Source organism: Acinetobacter terrestris (assembly GCF_004331155.1).
GTDB lineage: Bacteria > Pseudomonadota > Gammaproteobacteria > Pseudomonadales > Moraxellaceae > Acinetobacter > Acinetobacter terrestris.
The window spans coordinates 1-16,598 of record NZ_SJNZ01000010.1 but is presented as its reverse complement, the minus strand read 5'-3'; the positions used below and the strand labels follow the sequence as shown (position 1 = coordinate 16,598).

The 16,598-nt window shown below is 41.3% G+C and carries 14 protein-coding genes and 1 pseudogene; 8 read left to right on the top strand and 7 right to left on the bottom strand.

Annotated elements, in window-relative coordinates:
• Nucleotides 1-49: 49 nt before the first annotated feature.
• The gene (locus E0H81_RS07185; RefSeq protein WP_131317754.1) at nucleotides 50-3,100 is read left to right on the top strand and encodes a DNA translocase FtsK; all 3,051 of its coding nucleotides are present in this window, start codon (nucleotides 50-52) and stop codon (nucleotides 3,098-3,100) included.
• Between the two features lie 114 nt (nucleotides 3,101-3,214).
• Complete coding sequence (locus E0H81_RS07180; protein WP_131317752.1) at nucleotides 3,215-4,117, top strand: AEC family transporter; 903 nt, start codon at nucleotides 3,215-3,217, stop codon at nucleotides 4,115-4,117.
• A gap of 77 nt (nucleotides 4,118-4,194) precedes the next feature.
• On the opposite strand, the gene E0H81_RS07175 is transcribed toward E0H81_RS07180, so the two are convergent.
• The 6 genes from E0H81_RS07175 to E0H81_RS07150 all read right to left on the bottom strand — a co-directional run bounded on the left by E0H81_RS07175 (nucleotide 4,195) and on the right by E0H81_RS07150 (nucleotide 8,693).
• Nucleotides 4,195-4,482: a PA4642 family protein gene (locus E0H81_RS07175; protein ID WP_131215144.1), complete on the bottom strand. Its 288-nt coding sequence runs from the start codon at nucleotides 4,480-4,482 to the stop codon at nucleotides 4,195-4,197.
• A gap of 204 nt (nucleotides 4,483-4,686) precedes the next feature.
• Entirely contained in the window at nucleotides 4,687-4,959 is a 273-nt protein-coding gene (gene minE / locus E0H81_RS07170; protein WP_004648029.1) for a cell division topological specificity factor MinE, read from the bottom strand.
• Between the two features lie 3 nt (nucleotides 4,960-4,962).
• Nucleotides 4,963-5,775, bottom strand: coding sequence for a septum site-determining protein MinD (gene minD / locus E0H81_RS07165; protein ID WP_067862937.1), 813 nt, complete (start codon nucleotides 5,773-5,775; stop codon nucleotides 4,963-4,965).
• A 66-nt stretch (nucleotides 5,776-5,841) separates the two neighbouring features.
• Nucleotides 5,842-6,576 carry a septum site-determining protein MinC gene (minC, locus tag E0H81_RS07160; RefSeq protein WP_131317750.1) on the bottom strand — a complete coding sequence of 245 codons (735 nt, stop codon included), beginning with the start codon at nucleotides 6,574-6,576 and terminating at the stop codon, nucleotides 5,842-5,844.
• A 121-nt stretch (nucleotides 6,577-6,697) separates the two neighbouring features.
• Complete coding sequence (locus tag E0H81_RS07155; protein ID WP_131317748.1) at nucleotides 6,698-7,750, bottom strand: preprotein translocase subunit SecA; 1,053 nt, start codon at nucleotides 7,748-7,750, stop codon at nucleotides 6,698-6,700.
• Between the two features lie 19 nt (nucleotides 7,751-7,769).
• Entirely contained in the window at nucleotides 7,770-8,693 is a 924-nt protein-coding gene (locus E0H81_RS07150) for a 1-acylglycerol-3-phosphate O-acyltransferase, YihG family (protein ID WP_131317746.1), read from the bottom strand.
• Between the two features lie 249 nt (nucleotides 8,694-8,942).
• On the opposite strand from E0H81_RS07150, the gene E0H81_RS07145 reads away from it, so the two are divergent.
• From E0H81_RS07145 to E0H81_RS07120, 6 genes are all read left to right on the top strand, one after another.
• Nucleotides 8,943-9,575, top strand: coding sequence for a YiaD family glycine zipper/OmpA-like lipoprotein (locus E0H81_RS07145; protein WP_131268942.1), 633 nt, complete (start codon nucleotides 8,943-8,945; stop codon nucleotides 9,573-9,575).
• 126 nt (nucleotides 9,576-9,701) lie between these two features.
• On the top strand, nucleotides 9,702-11,741 hold the full coding sequence (gene rep / locus E0H81_RS07140; protein ID WP_131317744.1) for a DNA helicase Rep: 2,040 nt from the start codon (nucleotides 9,702-9,704) through the stop codon (nucleotides 11,739-11,741).
• Between the two features lie 35 nt (nucleotides 11,742-11,776).
• Entirely contained in the window at nucleotides 11,777-12,229 is a 453-nt protein-coding gene (gene dut, locus E0H81_RS07135; protein WP_131268940.1) for a dUTP diphosphatase, read from the top strand.
• A gap of 446 nt (nucleotides 12,230-12,675) precedes the next feature.
• Entirely contained in the window at nucleotides 12,676-14,100 is a 1,425-nt protein-coding gene (locus E0H81_RS07130; RefSeq protein ID WP_131317742.1) for a phosphomannomutase/phosphoglucomutase, read from the top strand.
• A gap of 10 nt (nucleotides 14,101-14,110) precedes the next feature.
• A complete protein-coding gene (gene argB, locus E0H81_RS07125) occupies nucleotides 14,111-15,010 on the top strand; it encodes an acetylglutamate kinase (protein ID WP_131317740.1) in 900 nt (299 codons plus the stop codon).
• 208 nt (nucleotides 15,011-15,218) lie between these two features.
• A complete protein-coding gene (locus tag E0H81_RS07120) occupies nucleotides 15,219-16,067 on the top strand; it encodes a class II glutamine amidotransferase (RefSeq protein WP_131317739.1) in 849 nt (282 codons plus the stop codon).
• Between the two features lie 303 nt (nucleotides 16,068-16,370).
• On the opposite strand, the pseudogene E0H81_RS07115 reads toward E0H81_RS07120, so the two are convergent.
• Nucleotides 16,371-16,598, bottom strand: a pseudogene (locus E0H81_RS07115) (IS982 family transposase); the annotation flags it as partial.

Below are 16,598 nucleotides of genomic sequence, written 5' to 3'. Positions count from 1 at the left end.
TTAGTTTCTTACAAAAAACATGAATGAAAAATTGGTTACAGGACAGTATATGACTGCGGTGTCGAGTGCTTATGCACAGCGCTTAATAATGACATTATTTTTGGTCTCTTTTGGAATTTATTTATTCCTTGCAACAGTGACTTATACGCCTTTTGATCCAGGCTGGATGCATATTTCCAGTGATACACAGCAGGTGTCGAATGCCAGCGGTGTGGCAGGTGCTTGGATCGCAGATTTACTGTTCGGTTTCTTGGGCTGGGCAAGTTTACTGATTCCGATCTTTTTATTCGTCGAGGCGATTCAGGTCTGGTGGCCGTATAGCTTTTTGAATAAACCTTTTCGATATTCTGCACAGTTCTTTATTTTACTGGCGACAGCAAGTTTATTGTATTTGTATTGGCAAGTACCTGCCGACACTTTAGACAATTCATCCGGCGGGATCATCGGTTATGAGCTGGGTGAAAGCCTGTCGCAAATTTTAACCATATATGGTGCAACCATTTTTCTTGTGGTGTTTTGGGTGGTTTTATTTACCCTGTCATTTGGCGTGAAATGGAATAAAACCTGGGTCACGCTCAAAGCCACACCTGCTTATTTACAAGATCTATTTTATAAAAATGTTCCGGAAACCGAGTCTGCATTTGACCGCACCACGCCTGAAATCAAAAAATCGGTGGCGATTGCCAAGCAGAAAACTGCAGTAGAGAGTGTAACGCCTGCTCCAGAACATCGTGAAGTTCAAGAAACATCCCCTATGGTGCGTGATCAGGCTGCAGAGCGCCTGTTCAATGACATGGTGGAAAAAGAACACTATGCACAGCAACAGCTGATCGATGCCGAGGATGAAGCTGAACTTGAACAAGTCCTGGAAAAAGCCCATCGTCTGGAAGAAAATACGCGACGAGTCGTTGCGACGGGCGAAGTTTGGCGTGCATTAAACTCAGATGAAAACCAAAAACATAAACAAGATATTGACGCTTTATTAAAAGCAGCTGAAGAATCTGAACTGCATACTCCGCATGAACATTTTAAAGCCTTTGTTGATGAGCAACCTGTAGCAACGACACCCCAGACCTCTAAACAAAATCTGGATTGGGATGACGATGAAATCTTTGATGAACTGCTTGCCGCAGTTCCACATGGCAAAACAGCGACAGATGTGCATACACCATTTAATCATGTAGAAACTGAACAAGCGCCATCAGCTGTTGAAGAAAAGATTGTGATCACCTCATCTCCAGTGACAGTTTCACCCTCGATCCATACAACACCTAAGAATTCGGCTTTAGATGACGAGTTTGATGGACTTGATGATTTGCTGGTGGATGACTTGTTAATTGATGATATTGAAGAGCCTGCTCCCGTGCGTACAACCAGCAGCTATGCACAATCATCCGCATTTGTCAGCAGCGCAATAAAAACCCAGATTCAGCAACCCATTATTTCAGAAGATGAAAAAGCTTTAATTTCATCAAATAAAGATGTGTTCCGCGAAGTTTGGCAGGAAACTGCAGGCAAACCTGTCGAGGAAGACGAATTTGATTTTGATGCACCGTTAACCGATGCCTCAGGTCGTCCGATGTCCCTTGCAATGCAGGTAGCGGCACGTCGAAAAGATTTGCCCCCACTACCGGGACTGGATTTACTGGATAAAGTCGATCCGAATAAAAAAGTCAATTTTACTGCGGAACAGTTAGCGCGTTTATCTGAGTTACTTGAAATTAAACTACAAGAGTTTAATGTCAAAGCCAAAGTGGTTGAAGCACAACCGGGGCCGGTAGTGACGCGTTTTGAGCTAGATCTGGCACCGGGTGTGAAAGCTTCTAAAGTGACCAATATTTCACGTGACTTGGCGCGTTCAATGTCAATGGCATCGGTGCGTGTGGTCGAAGTGATTCCGGGTAAACCGTATATCGGAATTGAAGTACCGAATAGCACACGTGAAATGGTACGCCTGATCGAGTTGTTGACCATCCCTGCCTTTACCGATCCAAACAGCATTCTTTCGGTGGCGATGGGTAAAGATATTTCGGGTAATCCGGTCATTGCTGACTTGGGTAAAGCGCCGCATATGCTGGTCGCAGGTACAACCGGTTCTGGTAAGTCAGTGGCAGTAAACTCGATGATTTTATCGATGCTGTTGAAATATACACCGGATCAATTGCGTTTAATCTTGATTGACCCGAAACAGCTGGAACTTGCCAACTATAACGATATTCCACATCTGCTTACGCCAGTTGTGACTGACATGAAAGATGCAGTCAATGCATTGAACTGGTGTGTTAATGAAATGGAACGTCGCTATAAGCTGATGTCTTATTTAAAAATCCGTAAATTAAGCGACTATAACCGCAAGGTTGATGAAGCGATTGCCAATGGTGAAGACCTGATTGATCCAACGTGGAAAGCGAGTGACTCGGTTGTAGGAGAGCGTGCGCCACGTTTAACGCCATTGCCATCCATTGTGATTGTTGCCGACGAATTTGCCGACATGATTATGCAGGTGGGTAAAAAAGCTGAAGAAATGATTACCCGTTTGGCACAAAAATCACGTGCTGCGGGTATTCATTTACTGCTTGCGACACAACGTCCATCGGTCGACGTGATTACCGGTTTGATCAAGGCCAATATTCCAACCCGCGTGGCTTTACGTGTAAACAGTAAAATTGACTCGCGTACCATTTTGGATGCCAGTGGTGCAGAAGACCTGTTGGGTCATGGTGACATGCTGTTCTTGGGGCCTGGTAAAATTGAGCCGGAACGTGTGCATGGTGCGTTTATTTCCGATGATGAAGTGAACAATATTTGTGATGCATGGCGTGAACGTGCGGCTCCGAATTATGTCGATGAAATTCTAACGCCTTATGATGAAGAACCCACTTCGCGTGGTTTTGAAGATGGTGATGGTGGTTCGGATCGTGATGCCCTGTATGACCAATGTGTGTCCTTTGTTCTGGAAACACGTAAGGCTTCAACTTCATCGTTACAGCGTAAGTTTAGTCTCGGTTATAACCGTGCGGCACGTATCATCGACCAGATGGAAGAAAACGGGATTGTCAGTGGCATGGGTGCCAACGGTAAACGTGACATTTTGGTCTAAATTTTCATACTGAGTTCAAGGCCTGCATAAGCAGGCCTTTTTCTGGACATTAAAAATGATCAAGGTTATTCACGTCATAGAGCGGAAATATAATTTAGGGACGAAGGGTAGAGAATGAATGTTGTGATGGCGTTGTTTCCATTAATTATGTTAATTGCCATGGGTTATATATTTAAACGGACACAGTTTCTAACAGATGAATTTTGGCGTGGCGCTGAAAAACTGAATTATTTGATTTTATTTCCGGTATTACTTTTTAATAATCTCGCTTATATAAAATTGGAACTCGCAACGATTACTCAGGTGTTATTGGCCCTGTTTATCATCATCATAATTACTGCGCTCACGTTGTGGGTGGCAAAGGCATTTTTTCATATTCCGATCGCGCGTTTTGGCGTATATGTGCAAAGCCAGATTCGTTTCAATACCTATATTGGTTTATCCATTATGTCTTTGCTGTTTGGCGCTCAGGGCATGCAAATGTTTGCCATGATGATTGCACTGGCGATTCCTTTGGTAAATGTAATTTCAGTACTGGCTTTTTCACAAGGGCAGGGTTTAAAACCGGCTCAGATTCTATTTTCTCTGATCAAAAATCCCTTGATCTTGGGCTGTCTGGTTGGAATCATTTTTAATCTGCTACAGCTCTCGTTATTTTCCGGTTTGGAACAACTGTTTAAAATTTTAGCCAGTATGAGTCTGCCATTGGGATTGATTTGCGTCGGGGCGGCTTTGCAGTTTGCAGACCTGAAACATGACTATTCGCGCTTATTATTGAATACTCTGGGGCGTTTAATTGTGGTGCCAGGTTTGGCTTATCTGATTTGTTATGCGCTGAATTTGAATCAGTTTGAAACGATTGTTTTAGTCGTGTTCTTTGCCTTACCTACGGCATCGGCATCCTATATTTTAACGCGTTATTTTAATGGTGATAGCCAACTCATGGCAGGGATAATTAGCTTGCAAACACTATGCTTTGCAGTGACTTTTCCTGTACTGATGTTGCTGCTGTCTTAATGTGATTGTTTATCTTCAGCATAAAAAAAGCCTGCTCGTTTTATTTAAACGGGCAGGCTTTTTTTATAGAAATTCGATTAAGCAAACTTAGCCAAAACTTCCAAGAACCCTTCGCTTTGACGAGGATATTCAGCAATCACATCATGAATGCGTTGACCTTCAGGATTGGTTGCATTGACATCACGGCCATCGGCAACGAATTGCGTCAACAAGCGTTCATAGTCATTTGGACGCATATGTTTGAATGCATGATAAAGCACGTGAAAATCGGCATTCACGCCTGCAGGAGGAAGCTGTGTTAAATAGGCAAATACACGCTCGTCTGACCATTCTTCATTGAACGTTGCTGGCTGAGATAATGCCATCGCAAACTCCTTGGTATACTGGATAAAATAAAAAAAGGCAAAATATGAAGGACAAGCAAAAGCAGTGCTTGGATTGACCCTGCCAACTCAAAGCACAGCTTCTCATCTTGCGGCTGGGCAAAGCCTTAAAGCAGCGCTTTAAGTTTGCTGATCCAGTCTCATATTTTGCCTTGATTCAATTTGCTTGACTAATCAGAATTCAGATTATCGCTCTTCAGGCAAATTGATATTCATTTCTAACATTTCAATGTTTGCTTCAGAACGAACCGACATTTGAATATGCTGCTCATCCACACCACGAACATAACGGTTGACCACCTGCATGATTTCTTTTTTCATTTGGTCAATTTTGTCTTGGCTTAAGCGTTTACCTAAACCTTGCTCAGAGGCAACAATTACTTTTAAGCGGTCTTTAGCAGTTTGTGCGCTTGAAGGTTTATCATCGTTGCTGAATAATTTACTCCAGAATCCTGCCATTTGTTAAGCTCCAAATAATCGTGCTAACCAACCTTTAGGTTTTACCGAGATATGACGGTAAGGACGTTCTTCACCCAAGAAGCGTGCTACAAGGTCATCATAAGCCTGACCTGCTGCATCTTCAGTAAAGAGAATTACCGGCTTCCCTTCGTTTGATGCTTGTAAAACACTTGGACACTCTGGAATTACACCGAGTGTAGGAACACGTAAAATATCTTTAGAAATGTCATCAATCGTTAACATTTCCTGTTTATCAGCACGTTCTGGATTGAATCGTGTAATACACAGATGTTTACGGATACGACCTTCGTTTTGTTCTACTTTTTTGGTCTTGCTGTCAAGCATGCCAATAATACGGTCAGAGTCACGTACTGAAGAAATTTCAGGATTGGTCACAATGATCGCTTCATCCGCATGGTACATGGCCATGATTGCACCGCGCTCGATCCCCGCAGGCGAATCACAGATAATGTAATCGAATTCTTGCGAAAGTTCATCCATTACACGTGCTACGCCTTCATCGGTCAAGGCGTCTTTATCACGGGTTTGTGATGCAGGAAGGATATATAGGTTTTCAATATCTTTATCGCGAATAAGCGCTTGTTGAAGTCGAGCTTCGTTATTTAATACATTCACAAAATCATAAACAACGCGACGTTCACAGCCCATGATTAAATCTAGGTTACGTAAACCCACGTCAAAATCGATCACAACAGTTTTGTGACCGCGAAGGGCTAAACCTGTTGCAAAAGATGCACTAGTCGTAGTTTTACCTACACCACCTTTGCCTGATGTTACGACAACAATTTTCGCCACCGAATCCACTCCTGTTATGGTTCAAATCCCCTTTTAGATATGGGGCTTTTGGTGTTTATTTATACATTAAAATTCGAGAACTTCAAAGACAAGTTCTTGTTGATCATTCAAGTAAATATGTACAGCTTTTTTGAGGACATGCTGGGGAATGTCATCTGCTACACAATATGTACCTGCAATCGAGACCAGTTCTGCTTCTAGGGAATGGCAGAAAATACGTGCTGCACCGTTTCCGCCTACGCCGGCGATGACTCTACCACGCGCGCTACCATAAATATGTATATTTCCTGAAGCAATGACTTCAGAACCACTGTTAATTCCGGCATTGAGAATAATATCGCCATGATTTTGTACCAGGCATTGACCGGTGCGCAAAATTTCATCGTGATAAGAAGTCACATGACGAATCACTGGCGCTGGAATGTCTTCCGCTACCGTTTCTGCAGCAGGCGCGGCTTGTTCTTTTGCAGGCGCAACTTTGCTTTCAACAACCTGTTCCTTTGTCGGTTTGACTTGCTGCATTGGACGGTCTGCAGAAATCACCGGGAATTGAATTGCGCGAGCCTGATCCGCAAGTAGACCCTCAGTCACAGCCATAGGTTGTACTTCTAGGCTGATCAATAATTGAATTAAGGCAATAAGTTCTTGTTCAACTGAACTTTCAATCACAACTAATGTACCCGGTGGAAATGCTTTTTGCAGCATTGGCGCGAGTTGCTGGCGGATTGCATCATGATCATTGGTGTCTAAGCTAATGCGAATCGCATTGACCATTCTGCCTTTTATCCGTATATCAGCCATAATTATTCCTTAATACTTCTGACTCATTCATTTTATGTCGAAGTGATGTTGTAAATAGAGCAAATCCTAGAACAAATTGAATGATTTCTCTAGCGACGTTTTAAATATTTTTATCTGATGATCATTCTTTAACTTGATCATGTTGTTCCAGCATTTGTTGCCATTGTTTTACTTTGACCTGTTGGCGAATCGCCTCTAAGCTTTCAAAAACCGCAGACTCCACCAGTCTTTCAACATGGCTATTATTTTCAAATTGTATTTGACTGATTTTATTTGAAATTTCTAAATAAGCCAGGTTTTCTTTATTTTTATTATTCTGAGCGAACGGTTCAATCAGACCTTGGGTAATATTTTCACCCAAACGTTGCCCAATACTTTGGATCTGTTGTTCGATACGTCCACCGACAATCGGAATTAAACGTAATAATTGAGTGAGTTCGGGCGTATCTTCAATCGCTTGATTGACAATACTTCCGACGTTTTTTGCAATGGTGACTCTTTGCGCTTGCAACTCTTTGCCCAAAGATTCTTGCAAAATGTCGGCCAGGGCAGTGGCAAACATTTCACGGTGATGCGCAACTAAATCTTCAATCAGTTTTTTATGCGTGGTACTGGTGGAAAGTTCGTGCTTGATACTGTCTAAAACAGTAATCACAATACGGCTGGTGAGTTCTTCGAGTACCAGATGATAATAAAATTTGGCGCGCTTATACCAGCTGTCCGGAATCACTTTATAGCCATGTTCATGCAGGTTATAGGCGATTGAACCGGCACGTAATAAACGCAAAAAACGCAGTTGCGGAATAATCGACAGAATTTCATACCAATGAATAAAAGGAAAGAAAAACCAGCGTTTATGATGTTGCCCGATGATAGCAATTCCCCAACGGATCAGTAGTTCAATCACGAGAAAACTGGTAAACCAGCTTTCTGTAATAATCACCCAAGGACGTAATTCTGTCCGATAAAACTGCAACAGTTCAGGAAGATGAATGAAGCCAAATAACCAGCCACCAAAATCACTCATCAGGATGGCATTGGCACTCAAGCAGAACAGGTTAATGATGATCAGAACCATCATAAAAATGTCATAGCCCAGTGCAACTTTCCAACCCCAAGAGTCTTTCTTCACGAAATGAAAGGTGGGCTTGGCTATCGTGTCATCTTGCTTCATTGTCTTCCTTAAATACTATTTATGCTTTTGCAGCCAAGCCTTGTTTCATGCGCTCAATCAGTTGATCTTTCTCAGTCCATAATTCATGAACCCATTGCTGAAAGTGTTCACGATATTCAGCATCATCTTCATAATTACCGCCGAGTACCCAGCCTGGAATCTCAATTTTACGCAGATTGACCGCAATACGATTAACATCACCCAACCAAAAATCACCATAACCCGGCGCGCCATCCGGATAAACAATGGTCATATCCACCAAGGCATCAATTTTATCCCCTAAAATATTCAGGGCCAAAGCTAAACCGCCCGCCTTAGGTTTGAGTAGGTTTTTATACGGTGATTGCTGTGCCGCATGCTTCTCTGGGGTGAAGCGCGTACCTTCCAAATAGTTTAGCAGGGTAAAAGGCTGACTTAACAACTGTTCACAGGCTTTGCGTGATTCTTCCATATCACGTTTTTTAAGTTCCGGATTTTTAGCAATCTGTTCCTTGCTATGACGTTTCATCATCGGAAAGCCTAAAATTTTAAAGGCTTGTCCAACGAATGGAATAAAGATCAGTTCCCATTTGGTAAAGAAACGGGTCAGGGGCATACGGGTTAAGCCAAAATATTGATTTACAGTGGTATCGACCCAGCTTTGATGATTACAGGTCATCAGGTAACGACCCTGCATGCTCAAGTCTAAATCATCATCAATACTGATATCCCATTTTAAATGCGGTAACACGTGATCAATCAGCCAATTATTGACACTGAGCCAGCTGTTAGTAATCTGAATATTCGTTTCATCAATTTTATGTGATTTTTTGACTAGTTTGGTCAAGCCCAATGCCAGAACGGGTGGACCATGAAAAAAAGTACTTCCGGTAATGACCGAGCCTACAGTTAGTCCGCGAGATAATTTTTTTAATATAGGTTGCTTCTTGATTTGCGATGACATAGTTAAGAACAGTCCTAAGATGAAGTCGTCTAATGTTTTTTTTCAGCATTTAATATAATTGTAGAATTTGAAATAAAAAAGTCTATTCATGCAACTATGTAGAAATTGTGTCCAAGATAGCTTGCTCATCAGCATAAAGTATTACAAAATGTAACTAAAGCTTTAATTATTTACAAAAAATCAATGGTATGCCCATTTTTTTTAATCCATCATTCCACTATACAACAAAACACAAGAAGGAGGCATGCGATGCGTGCACTAGTAATTACAGCTGTAGTTGGGGCTTTGGCACTTTCGGGTTGTCAAAATATGGAATATGACAAAGCCGCAATTGGTACCGGTCTAGGTGCTTTATTGGGTGCTGGTATTGCATACTCTAACGCTGACAAAGATAAAATGGGTCAAGCTGCAGCGATTGGTGCAGTTGTTGGCGGTGGTGCAGGTCTACTTCTTGATAAGAAAGAAAAACGTCTTCGTCAAGAATTGGCAGGTACTGGTGTAGATGTAGGCCGTAACCAAGATGGTTCGATTAATCTTGTTATGCCAAGCGTAACATTTGCGACCAATTCTTCTACTATTCAATCACAGTTCCAATCAGCGTTAAATGACGTTGCTAAAGTTCTTCGTGAAGATGGTACCGCAAGCAAATTAGCCTTGGTTATTCATGGTCACACCGACAATACCGGTACTGATGCAATCAATAACCCATTGTCTCAAAACCGTGCGAACTCTGTGAAAAACTACTTGGCTTCACAAGGTATTTCAAGCTCGCGTATGACATCGAAAGGTTATGGTTCAACTTCTCCAATTGCTGACAATTCAACAGCTGCGGGTCGTGAACAAAACCGTCGTGTAGAAATTTCTGTTTACGAAACTAAATAAGTTTAGTTTTGTCATAAAAAAGCCACCTTCGGGTGGTTTTTTTATGAATGTCAAATCTGTATTTTAGGTTATGCAAGTTTGGCTTTGGCGACTATAATCTAGCTCGAATCAAAATGAGGAAATACTATGTCGTCGGCAAGTCAACTCAATGACAAGCAACTTGAAGCCATGAAATACACTCAAGGACCCTTGTTAGTACTTGCAGGGGCAGGTTCAGGTAAAACATCCGTTATTACGCGAAAAGTCGCACATTTGGTGCAGAACTGCGGGATTCCTGCACATCGCATTACGGCCATGACCTTTACCAATAAAGCTGCACGTGAAATGAAAGAGCGTGTCGGAAAACTATTATCTCGTGAAGAGGCTAAAGGGCTTTCTGTTTCGACCTTCCATACTTTTGGTTTGAATTTACTTCGTTTAGAAATTAAACATACCCCATTAAAAAATAATTTTTCGATTTTAGATGCCGATGATTGCAAGCGCATTCTGATGGACTTGATGCATCGTGATAATTTGTCCGGAGCAGAAAGTAAAGAGCTGATTGCCAAAGCAATGAGAATGATTTCGGAGTGGAAAAATGACCTGATTCCGCCCGAGCAAGCACATACTACTTGCGAGACAGCAGAAGACGTGCAATTTGCGCATTTATATCAACTGTATGAGCGTAATTTGCGTGCCTATAACGCGGTAGATTTCGATGACTTGATCGTGATGCCAACCCGTTTATTACAGGAAAATGCTGAAGTCCGCGATAAATGGCAGAACCGTGTGCGTTATCTGTTGGTCGATGAATATCAGGATACCAATACTGCGCAGTATATTTTGGTGAAATTGCTAGTTGGAGTGATGGGACAATTCACCGCTGTAGGCGATGATGATCAGTCGATCTACGCATGGCGTGGTGCCAAGCCAGAAAACATGGCCTTATTGAAAGAAGATTTTCCGAATCTAAAAGTAATTAAACTCGAACAAAATTATCGTTCGACCAGCCGTATTTTGAAAGCAGCCAATACTGTCATTGGTAACAACCCACATATTTTTGATAAAAAGCTCTGGTCAGATAAAGGTCATGGTGACGTGATTCGGGTCATTACCTGCCGTAATGATGATGATGAAGCAGAACGCGTGGTCAAAGACGTGATCACACATAAACTGATGAACGGAAAAAACTGGAAAGATTATGCGATTTTATATCGTGGTAATTTTCAGGCACGGGTTTTAGAAACCCAGTTACGCCAAATGCAAATTCCGTATAAATTGTCGGGTGGTCAGTCGTTCTTTGGCCGTGCTGAAATCAAAGACATCATGAGCTATTTACGTATCATCATTAATCCAGAAGATGACAGTGCATTCTTGCGGATTATTAATACGCCTAAACGTGCGATTGGTCCGGTGACATTAGAGAAGTTGGGCCTGTTTGCACAGGAAAATCATTTGTCGTTACTCACCGCGGCAGGTGATCAGCGTTTGACGATGGTGATGCCAAGAAAAGCCACGACACAATTGGCAGAATTTGCCGATTTTATTGGTAATTTTACCCGTAACTTACTCGAAGATGACGAGCCTGTACCAATCATTCGCCAGATGATGCTTGAAGCCGGGTATATCGATTACATCAAAGAGCAAGCGGCAACACCTGCGCAAGAAAAAACCAAGATCGACAATATTGAAATCTTGTACAGCAGCATTCAAAGCCTGATTAATCGTGCGGAAGATGTCGATGAGAAAAATATTGAAAGCGTGATCCGTAAAATGGTGTTGCTGGATATGCTCGAGCAGCAGAAGGAAGAAGAAGATACTGATAAGGTCAATTTATTGACTCTGCATGCTTCAAAAGGTCTTGAATTTCCTTATGTGTATTTGATTGGCTTGGAAGAAGAATTATTACCGCATAAAAATTCCATTGCTGCAGAAACCGTTGAGGAAGAGCGCCGTTTGATGTACGTGGGAATTACTCGTGCACGTCAAGGTTTAACCATTACCTTGGCTGAGCAGCGTAAAAATGGCGGTCAAATGAAGCAAATGACCCCAAGCCGGTTCCTTGATGAATTGCCGCAAGATGATTTGGACTGGCTCGGCCGCAAGAAAAAATTGGCCGGCAATATTGATCCAAAATTGCAAGCGCAGCATTATCTCGAAAATTTACGTGCGCTGATTAAGCGCTAATCCACCATTTAAACCATGCAATTAGGAAAGAACAGATGAAAGTTCAAGTGAAAGTACTCGATACACGTTTAGGCACGCAATGGCCTATGCCCACCTATGCGACTTCGGGTTCAGCAGGTTTAGACTTACGTGCTTGTGTAGAAGAAGCGACTGTCATTGAACCTGGTCAAACTGTACTGGTTAAAACAGGTTTGGCGATTTATATTGAAGATACAAACTTTGCCGGTCTAATTTTACCGCGTTCTGGTCTAGGCCATAAACACGGGATTGTTCTAGGAAACTTAGTGGGTTTAATCGATTCAGATTACCAGGGTGAATTGATGGTATCGGTTTGGAACCGTAGTCAAACCGCATTTACTTTAGAGCCAGGTGAACGTTTGGCTCAATATGTACTCGTTCCTGTGGTGCACGCTGAATTTGAACAAGTGGAAGAGTTTGTGGCTACAGAACGTGGTGCAGGCGGTTTTGGTCATACCGGCAAAGGCTAAACTGTAGATTTAGTTTAAAAGAATTTAAAACCTGATAAATAAGCAGCAATCACTGTTTGTTATCAGGTTTTATTCTTTATTTCATTGTTTTTCTAATTAAAGCATTCGTAAACAAGGATTTACAACATTGGAATGAACACACCTATTTCAATGTATTCTTAAATCTTTGGGTGATTTTTGTTTTTGTTTTGTAAATTATTGTTTTGTAAGTAAAAATTTTATTGCTAAGTTGGGTTGTTAAATGGAATAAATGCTCTGTTTTTCAATTGTGTATTGTATCTCTTAAAAAATACTTGTAAGACTTTTTACCATTGATTAAAAATATGAAATGCTTTTAAAATGCTCATCTTCTCCCTTAAGATGATGTACGGCTTATGAAGTCTAGCCTAATCAAGCATTCCCTGAAATTTTCACTTTATGGGTTACTTTAACTAGAAGAAATCATCATGAATTTTAAGAATAAAAAATTCCCGGCACAAATTTTTCGTGCTTATGATATTCGTGGAAAAATATCATTTTTAACTCCTGAAATTGTAAAAGCGATTGCCTATGGATTGGTTGCCCAATATCAGAAGGTTGGACAGACTCAACTTGCCATTGGTTATGACGCGCGTTTAACCAGTCCAGAATATGCAGAAATCATTAGACAGGTATGTGAAGAGAAAGGCTTGAATGCGACCATCATCGGTTGCTGTTCAACACCATTATTATATTTTATTGCCCGTCAATTTGAGGGTAACGGGATCATGCTTACAGCAAGCCATAATCCCAAAACCGATAATGGAATTAAATGGATTGTTCAGGGCGAACCTCCTTGTCCTGACATGATTCAACAAGTCGGTATAAGTGCAAGTAGCACTTTTGATTCATCAGAAAAACTAGTGATTAAACCGGTTCAGCATGAAGTTGTCGTTGAATATTGTCTCGAATATCAGCAAGCACTTTTACAAGATATCCAGTTAAAGCGTCCTTTTAAAGTGGTTCTCGATGGTCTGAATGGTTCGGCAGGGCGCTGTGCGGCATTGGTGTTAAAAAAGTTAGGCTGTGAGATCACTACTATCCGCTGTGAAGCGAATGGCAATTTTCCCGATCATGCACCAGATCCTTCACAAGAAAAACATCTTGTTGAATTACGAAAAACCGTACTTGAGCAGCAAGCCGATATGGGGATTGCACTGGATGGCGATGGTGATCGACTGGTATTAATTGATGAACATGGTTTGATTATTTCAGCAGATCGATTACTGGCCTTATTTTCTGAGATGTGTTTGAAAACGCATCCCGGTCATGAAGTGGTTTACGATGTAAAATGTTCGACCATGGTGAGAAATACAGTGCATCGCCTAGGCGGGCAGGCGAAAATGATTCGTACGGGCAGTTCTTTCTTGCGGACGTATATGTTGCAATCTCAAGGAAAAGCAGTTTTTGGCGGAGAATACGCAGGTCATTATGTGTTTAATGATAGACGTGGTTTTGGCTATGATGATGGTCTATATGCGGCTTTGCGTGTGCTCGAATATTTGGATCAAAAACCGGATTTAACTCTATCCAGAGCCTTGTTGGCTTATCCTGAACGCAGTTGTACTGAAGATCTTTACATTAGTACCCATAGTGAAGAACCGATAGCGGTATTACATGATGTTGAAATTAAAAGTCACGATTTGGGCGCACAATTAAGTAAAATTGATGGCGTACGACTTGATTTTAAAGATGGATTTGGCATTATTCGAGCATCGAATACCGGTGAATACTTTACAGTACGCTTTGATGCGGACAATCCTGTAAGATTAAACGCGATTCGACACACATTTGTTTCCATGTTAAGTGAACGATATCCTAAAATCGCACAAGACATTTTAGATGCTCAATAAGGAGAGGCGAATGCCACATCAGCATACTGGCATCGACAAAGCACAAATTTTGACTGAAGCTTTGCCGTACATTCAACGTTTTGCGGGTAAGACGCTAGTAGTGAAATATGGTGGCAACGCAATGACCGATCCAGAGCTGGAAAGCTCGTTCGCACGTGATATTGTATTGTTAAAAACTGTCGGTTTAAATCCAATTGTGGTGCACGGTGGTGGTCCGCAAGTAGACTCATTCCTGAAGCAACTCGGCCGTGAATCTGAACGTATTGATGGCATGCGTGTAACTGATCCTGCAACCATGGAAGTGGTTGAAATGGTTTTGGGCGGCAGCGTGAACAAATCTATCGTTAACCTCATCAACCAACATGGCGGACGTGCCATTGGTTTAACAGGTAAAGATGGCAATTTGCTGCGTGCACAAAAGCTGTTGATGGAAAAGACCGCTGAAGATGGCACAGTACAACAGATTGATCTTGGCTTGGTCGGTGAAGTTGTGGGTGTGAAGACTGACGTATTGGAAATGTTCACCAACAGTGATTTCATTCCTGTAATTGCACCGCTTGGCGTAGATGATGCAGGCAATACTTACAACATCAATGCCGATTTAGTCGCGGGTAAAGTGGCTGAAGCTTTAGGTGCAGAAAAACTTATACTTCTGACCAATATTTCTGGCGTTCTAGACGAAAATAAAAACTTGCTCACAGGTTTAACCACTCAAGAAGTCGACCGCTTGATTGAAACTGGCGTGATTTATGGCGGCATGATTCCTAAAGTGGGTTGTGCACTGGATGCGGTGAAAGGCGGTGTAGTCAGTGCGCATATCGTAGATGGCCGTGTTCCACATGCAACCTTGCTGGAAATCTTTACCGATCATGGGGTAGGGACTTTAATTACCAACCGTGCCAAGCATTAAAACAGTCATTTTAAAAAGCCTCCTTGTGAGGCTTTTTTTATTGCCTTGTTTAGATTGTCTCAACTGAATTTTAAATAAAATGAAGTATTTGACTGGTATTAATGAGCTAATGCATAAAATAGTGGACGCTATGCTAAATTGAGATTTGCAACGCTTTCCCCAGTCATGCAAAATAGAAAAATCCTGTATTTGCTGTTTGATCAAGACTATGTGCCAGTTGCTCGGAATGAATTGTGCTACGCCAACGGATGTGACTTTCTCATTTCGTGGTTTTTCTCAACGCGCGGGCATTACATCCGACCATTGTGATGGTTTTGGCATTGCTTTTTTTGAAGATAAAGCCTGCCGGCTTTTTGTCGACAACCAATCAGCAGTTGAGTCTCCGATTGCCGAACTGGTGCGTAACTATCCCATCAAATCACGCAATGTGATTGCCCATATTCGTAAAGCGACCCAAGGTAAAATTACTCTGGAAAACTCGCATCCATTTAGTCGTGAACTGTGGGGACGGCAGTGGATTTTTGCCCATAATGGCGATTTACATGGTTTTAATCCCGCTTTATCCGGTCGTTTTACCCCGGTGGGAAATACGGATAGTGAACGGGCATTTTGTTTTTTACTCGATCAGCTGGTGCTCAAGTTTGGTTATCATGAACCGAAGCTGGATCAAATTTTTGATCTGTTGGCTGAAGTCTCGCCCAAAATTGCCGAACATGGCACCTTTAATTTTTGCTTATCCAATGGGCAGGCTCTGTTTACTTATGCCATTACCAAACTGCATTGGCTGGTCAGAGAATACCCATTTAAACCGGCACAATTGATTGATCTTGATGTAGAAGTTGATTTCAGTCAGGTGACAACACCTGAAGATCGAGTTGCGGTGATTACGACAGAGCCTTTAACGCAAAATGAAGTCTGGACAGCCTTTGAGCCTGGAGAGATGATTTTATTTCAGGATGGACGTCCAATTCGAAATCAACTGACCCAGATCGAACGTCTTGAGCGTGAAAGATTAAATCCGGAATTAAAAAGAATAACCAGAGCGGATCAATACTAATCCATAAAAGATTGATCCATAAAAGATTAGTCCATAAAAGTTAAATAGAGGTAAATCTATAAAGGTGTGGCATCAAATATCTTTATAGGTTTTTTTATGATTGAAATATTCTAAAAATATTAATTTTTTCAACTCATATGATAATAAAATCTTTTATTTTATATTTTGGTCATACTAAAAAATTAATTGTTTTATTCTAATAATAAAAATATATTGAGTCTGAGAAATTAAATCATATTAATCTGGCCTAGCTTATTTTTAATTATGTTTTTATCTATAAATTTAATTTAACCCGAATCCTGTTTAAGCCAACGATTCCATAATTTGAATTGTTGGCTTATTCTGATGACATAATTGATATGCACATAACGATGCATAAATACCACTAAGAAATCCATGCATACTACGTGCTCTACTCGTCAATAAATTGTATTGTCCTTTCAGTAAACTGAATAACGTTTCTATCTTATTACGCTGTTTTAAGTGATATCCATTTGATGCAGATAGTTGAATAGCCTGCATATTTTTCCG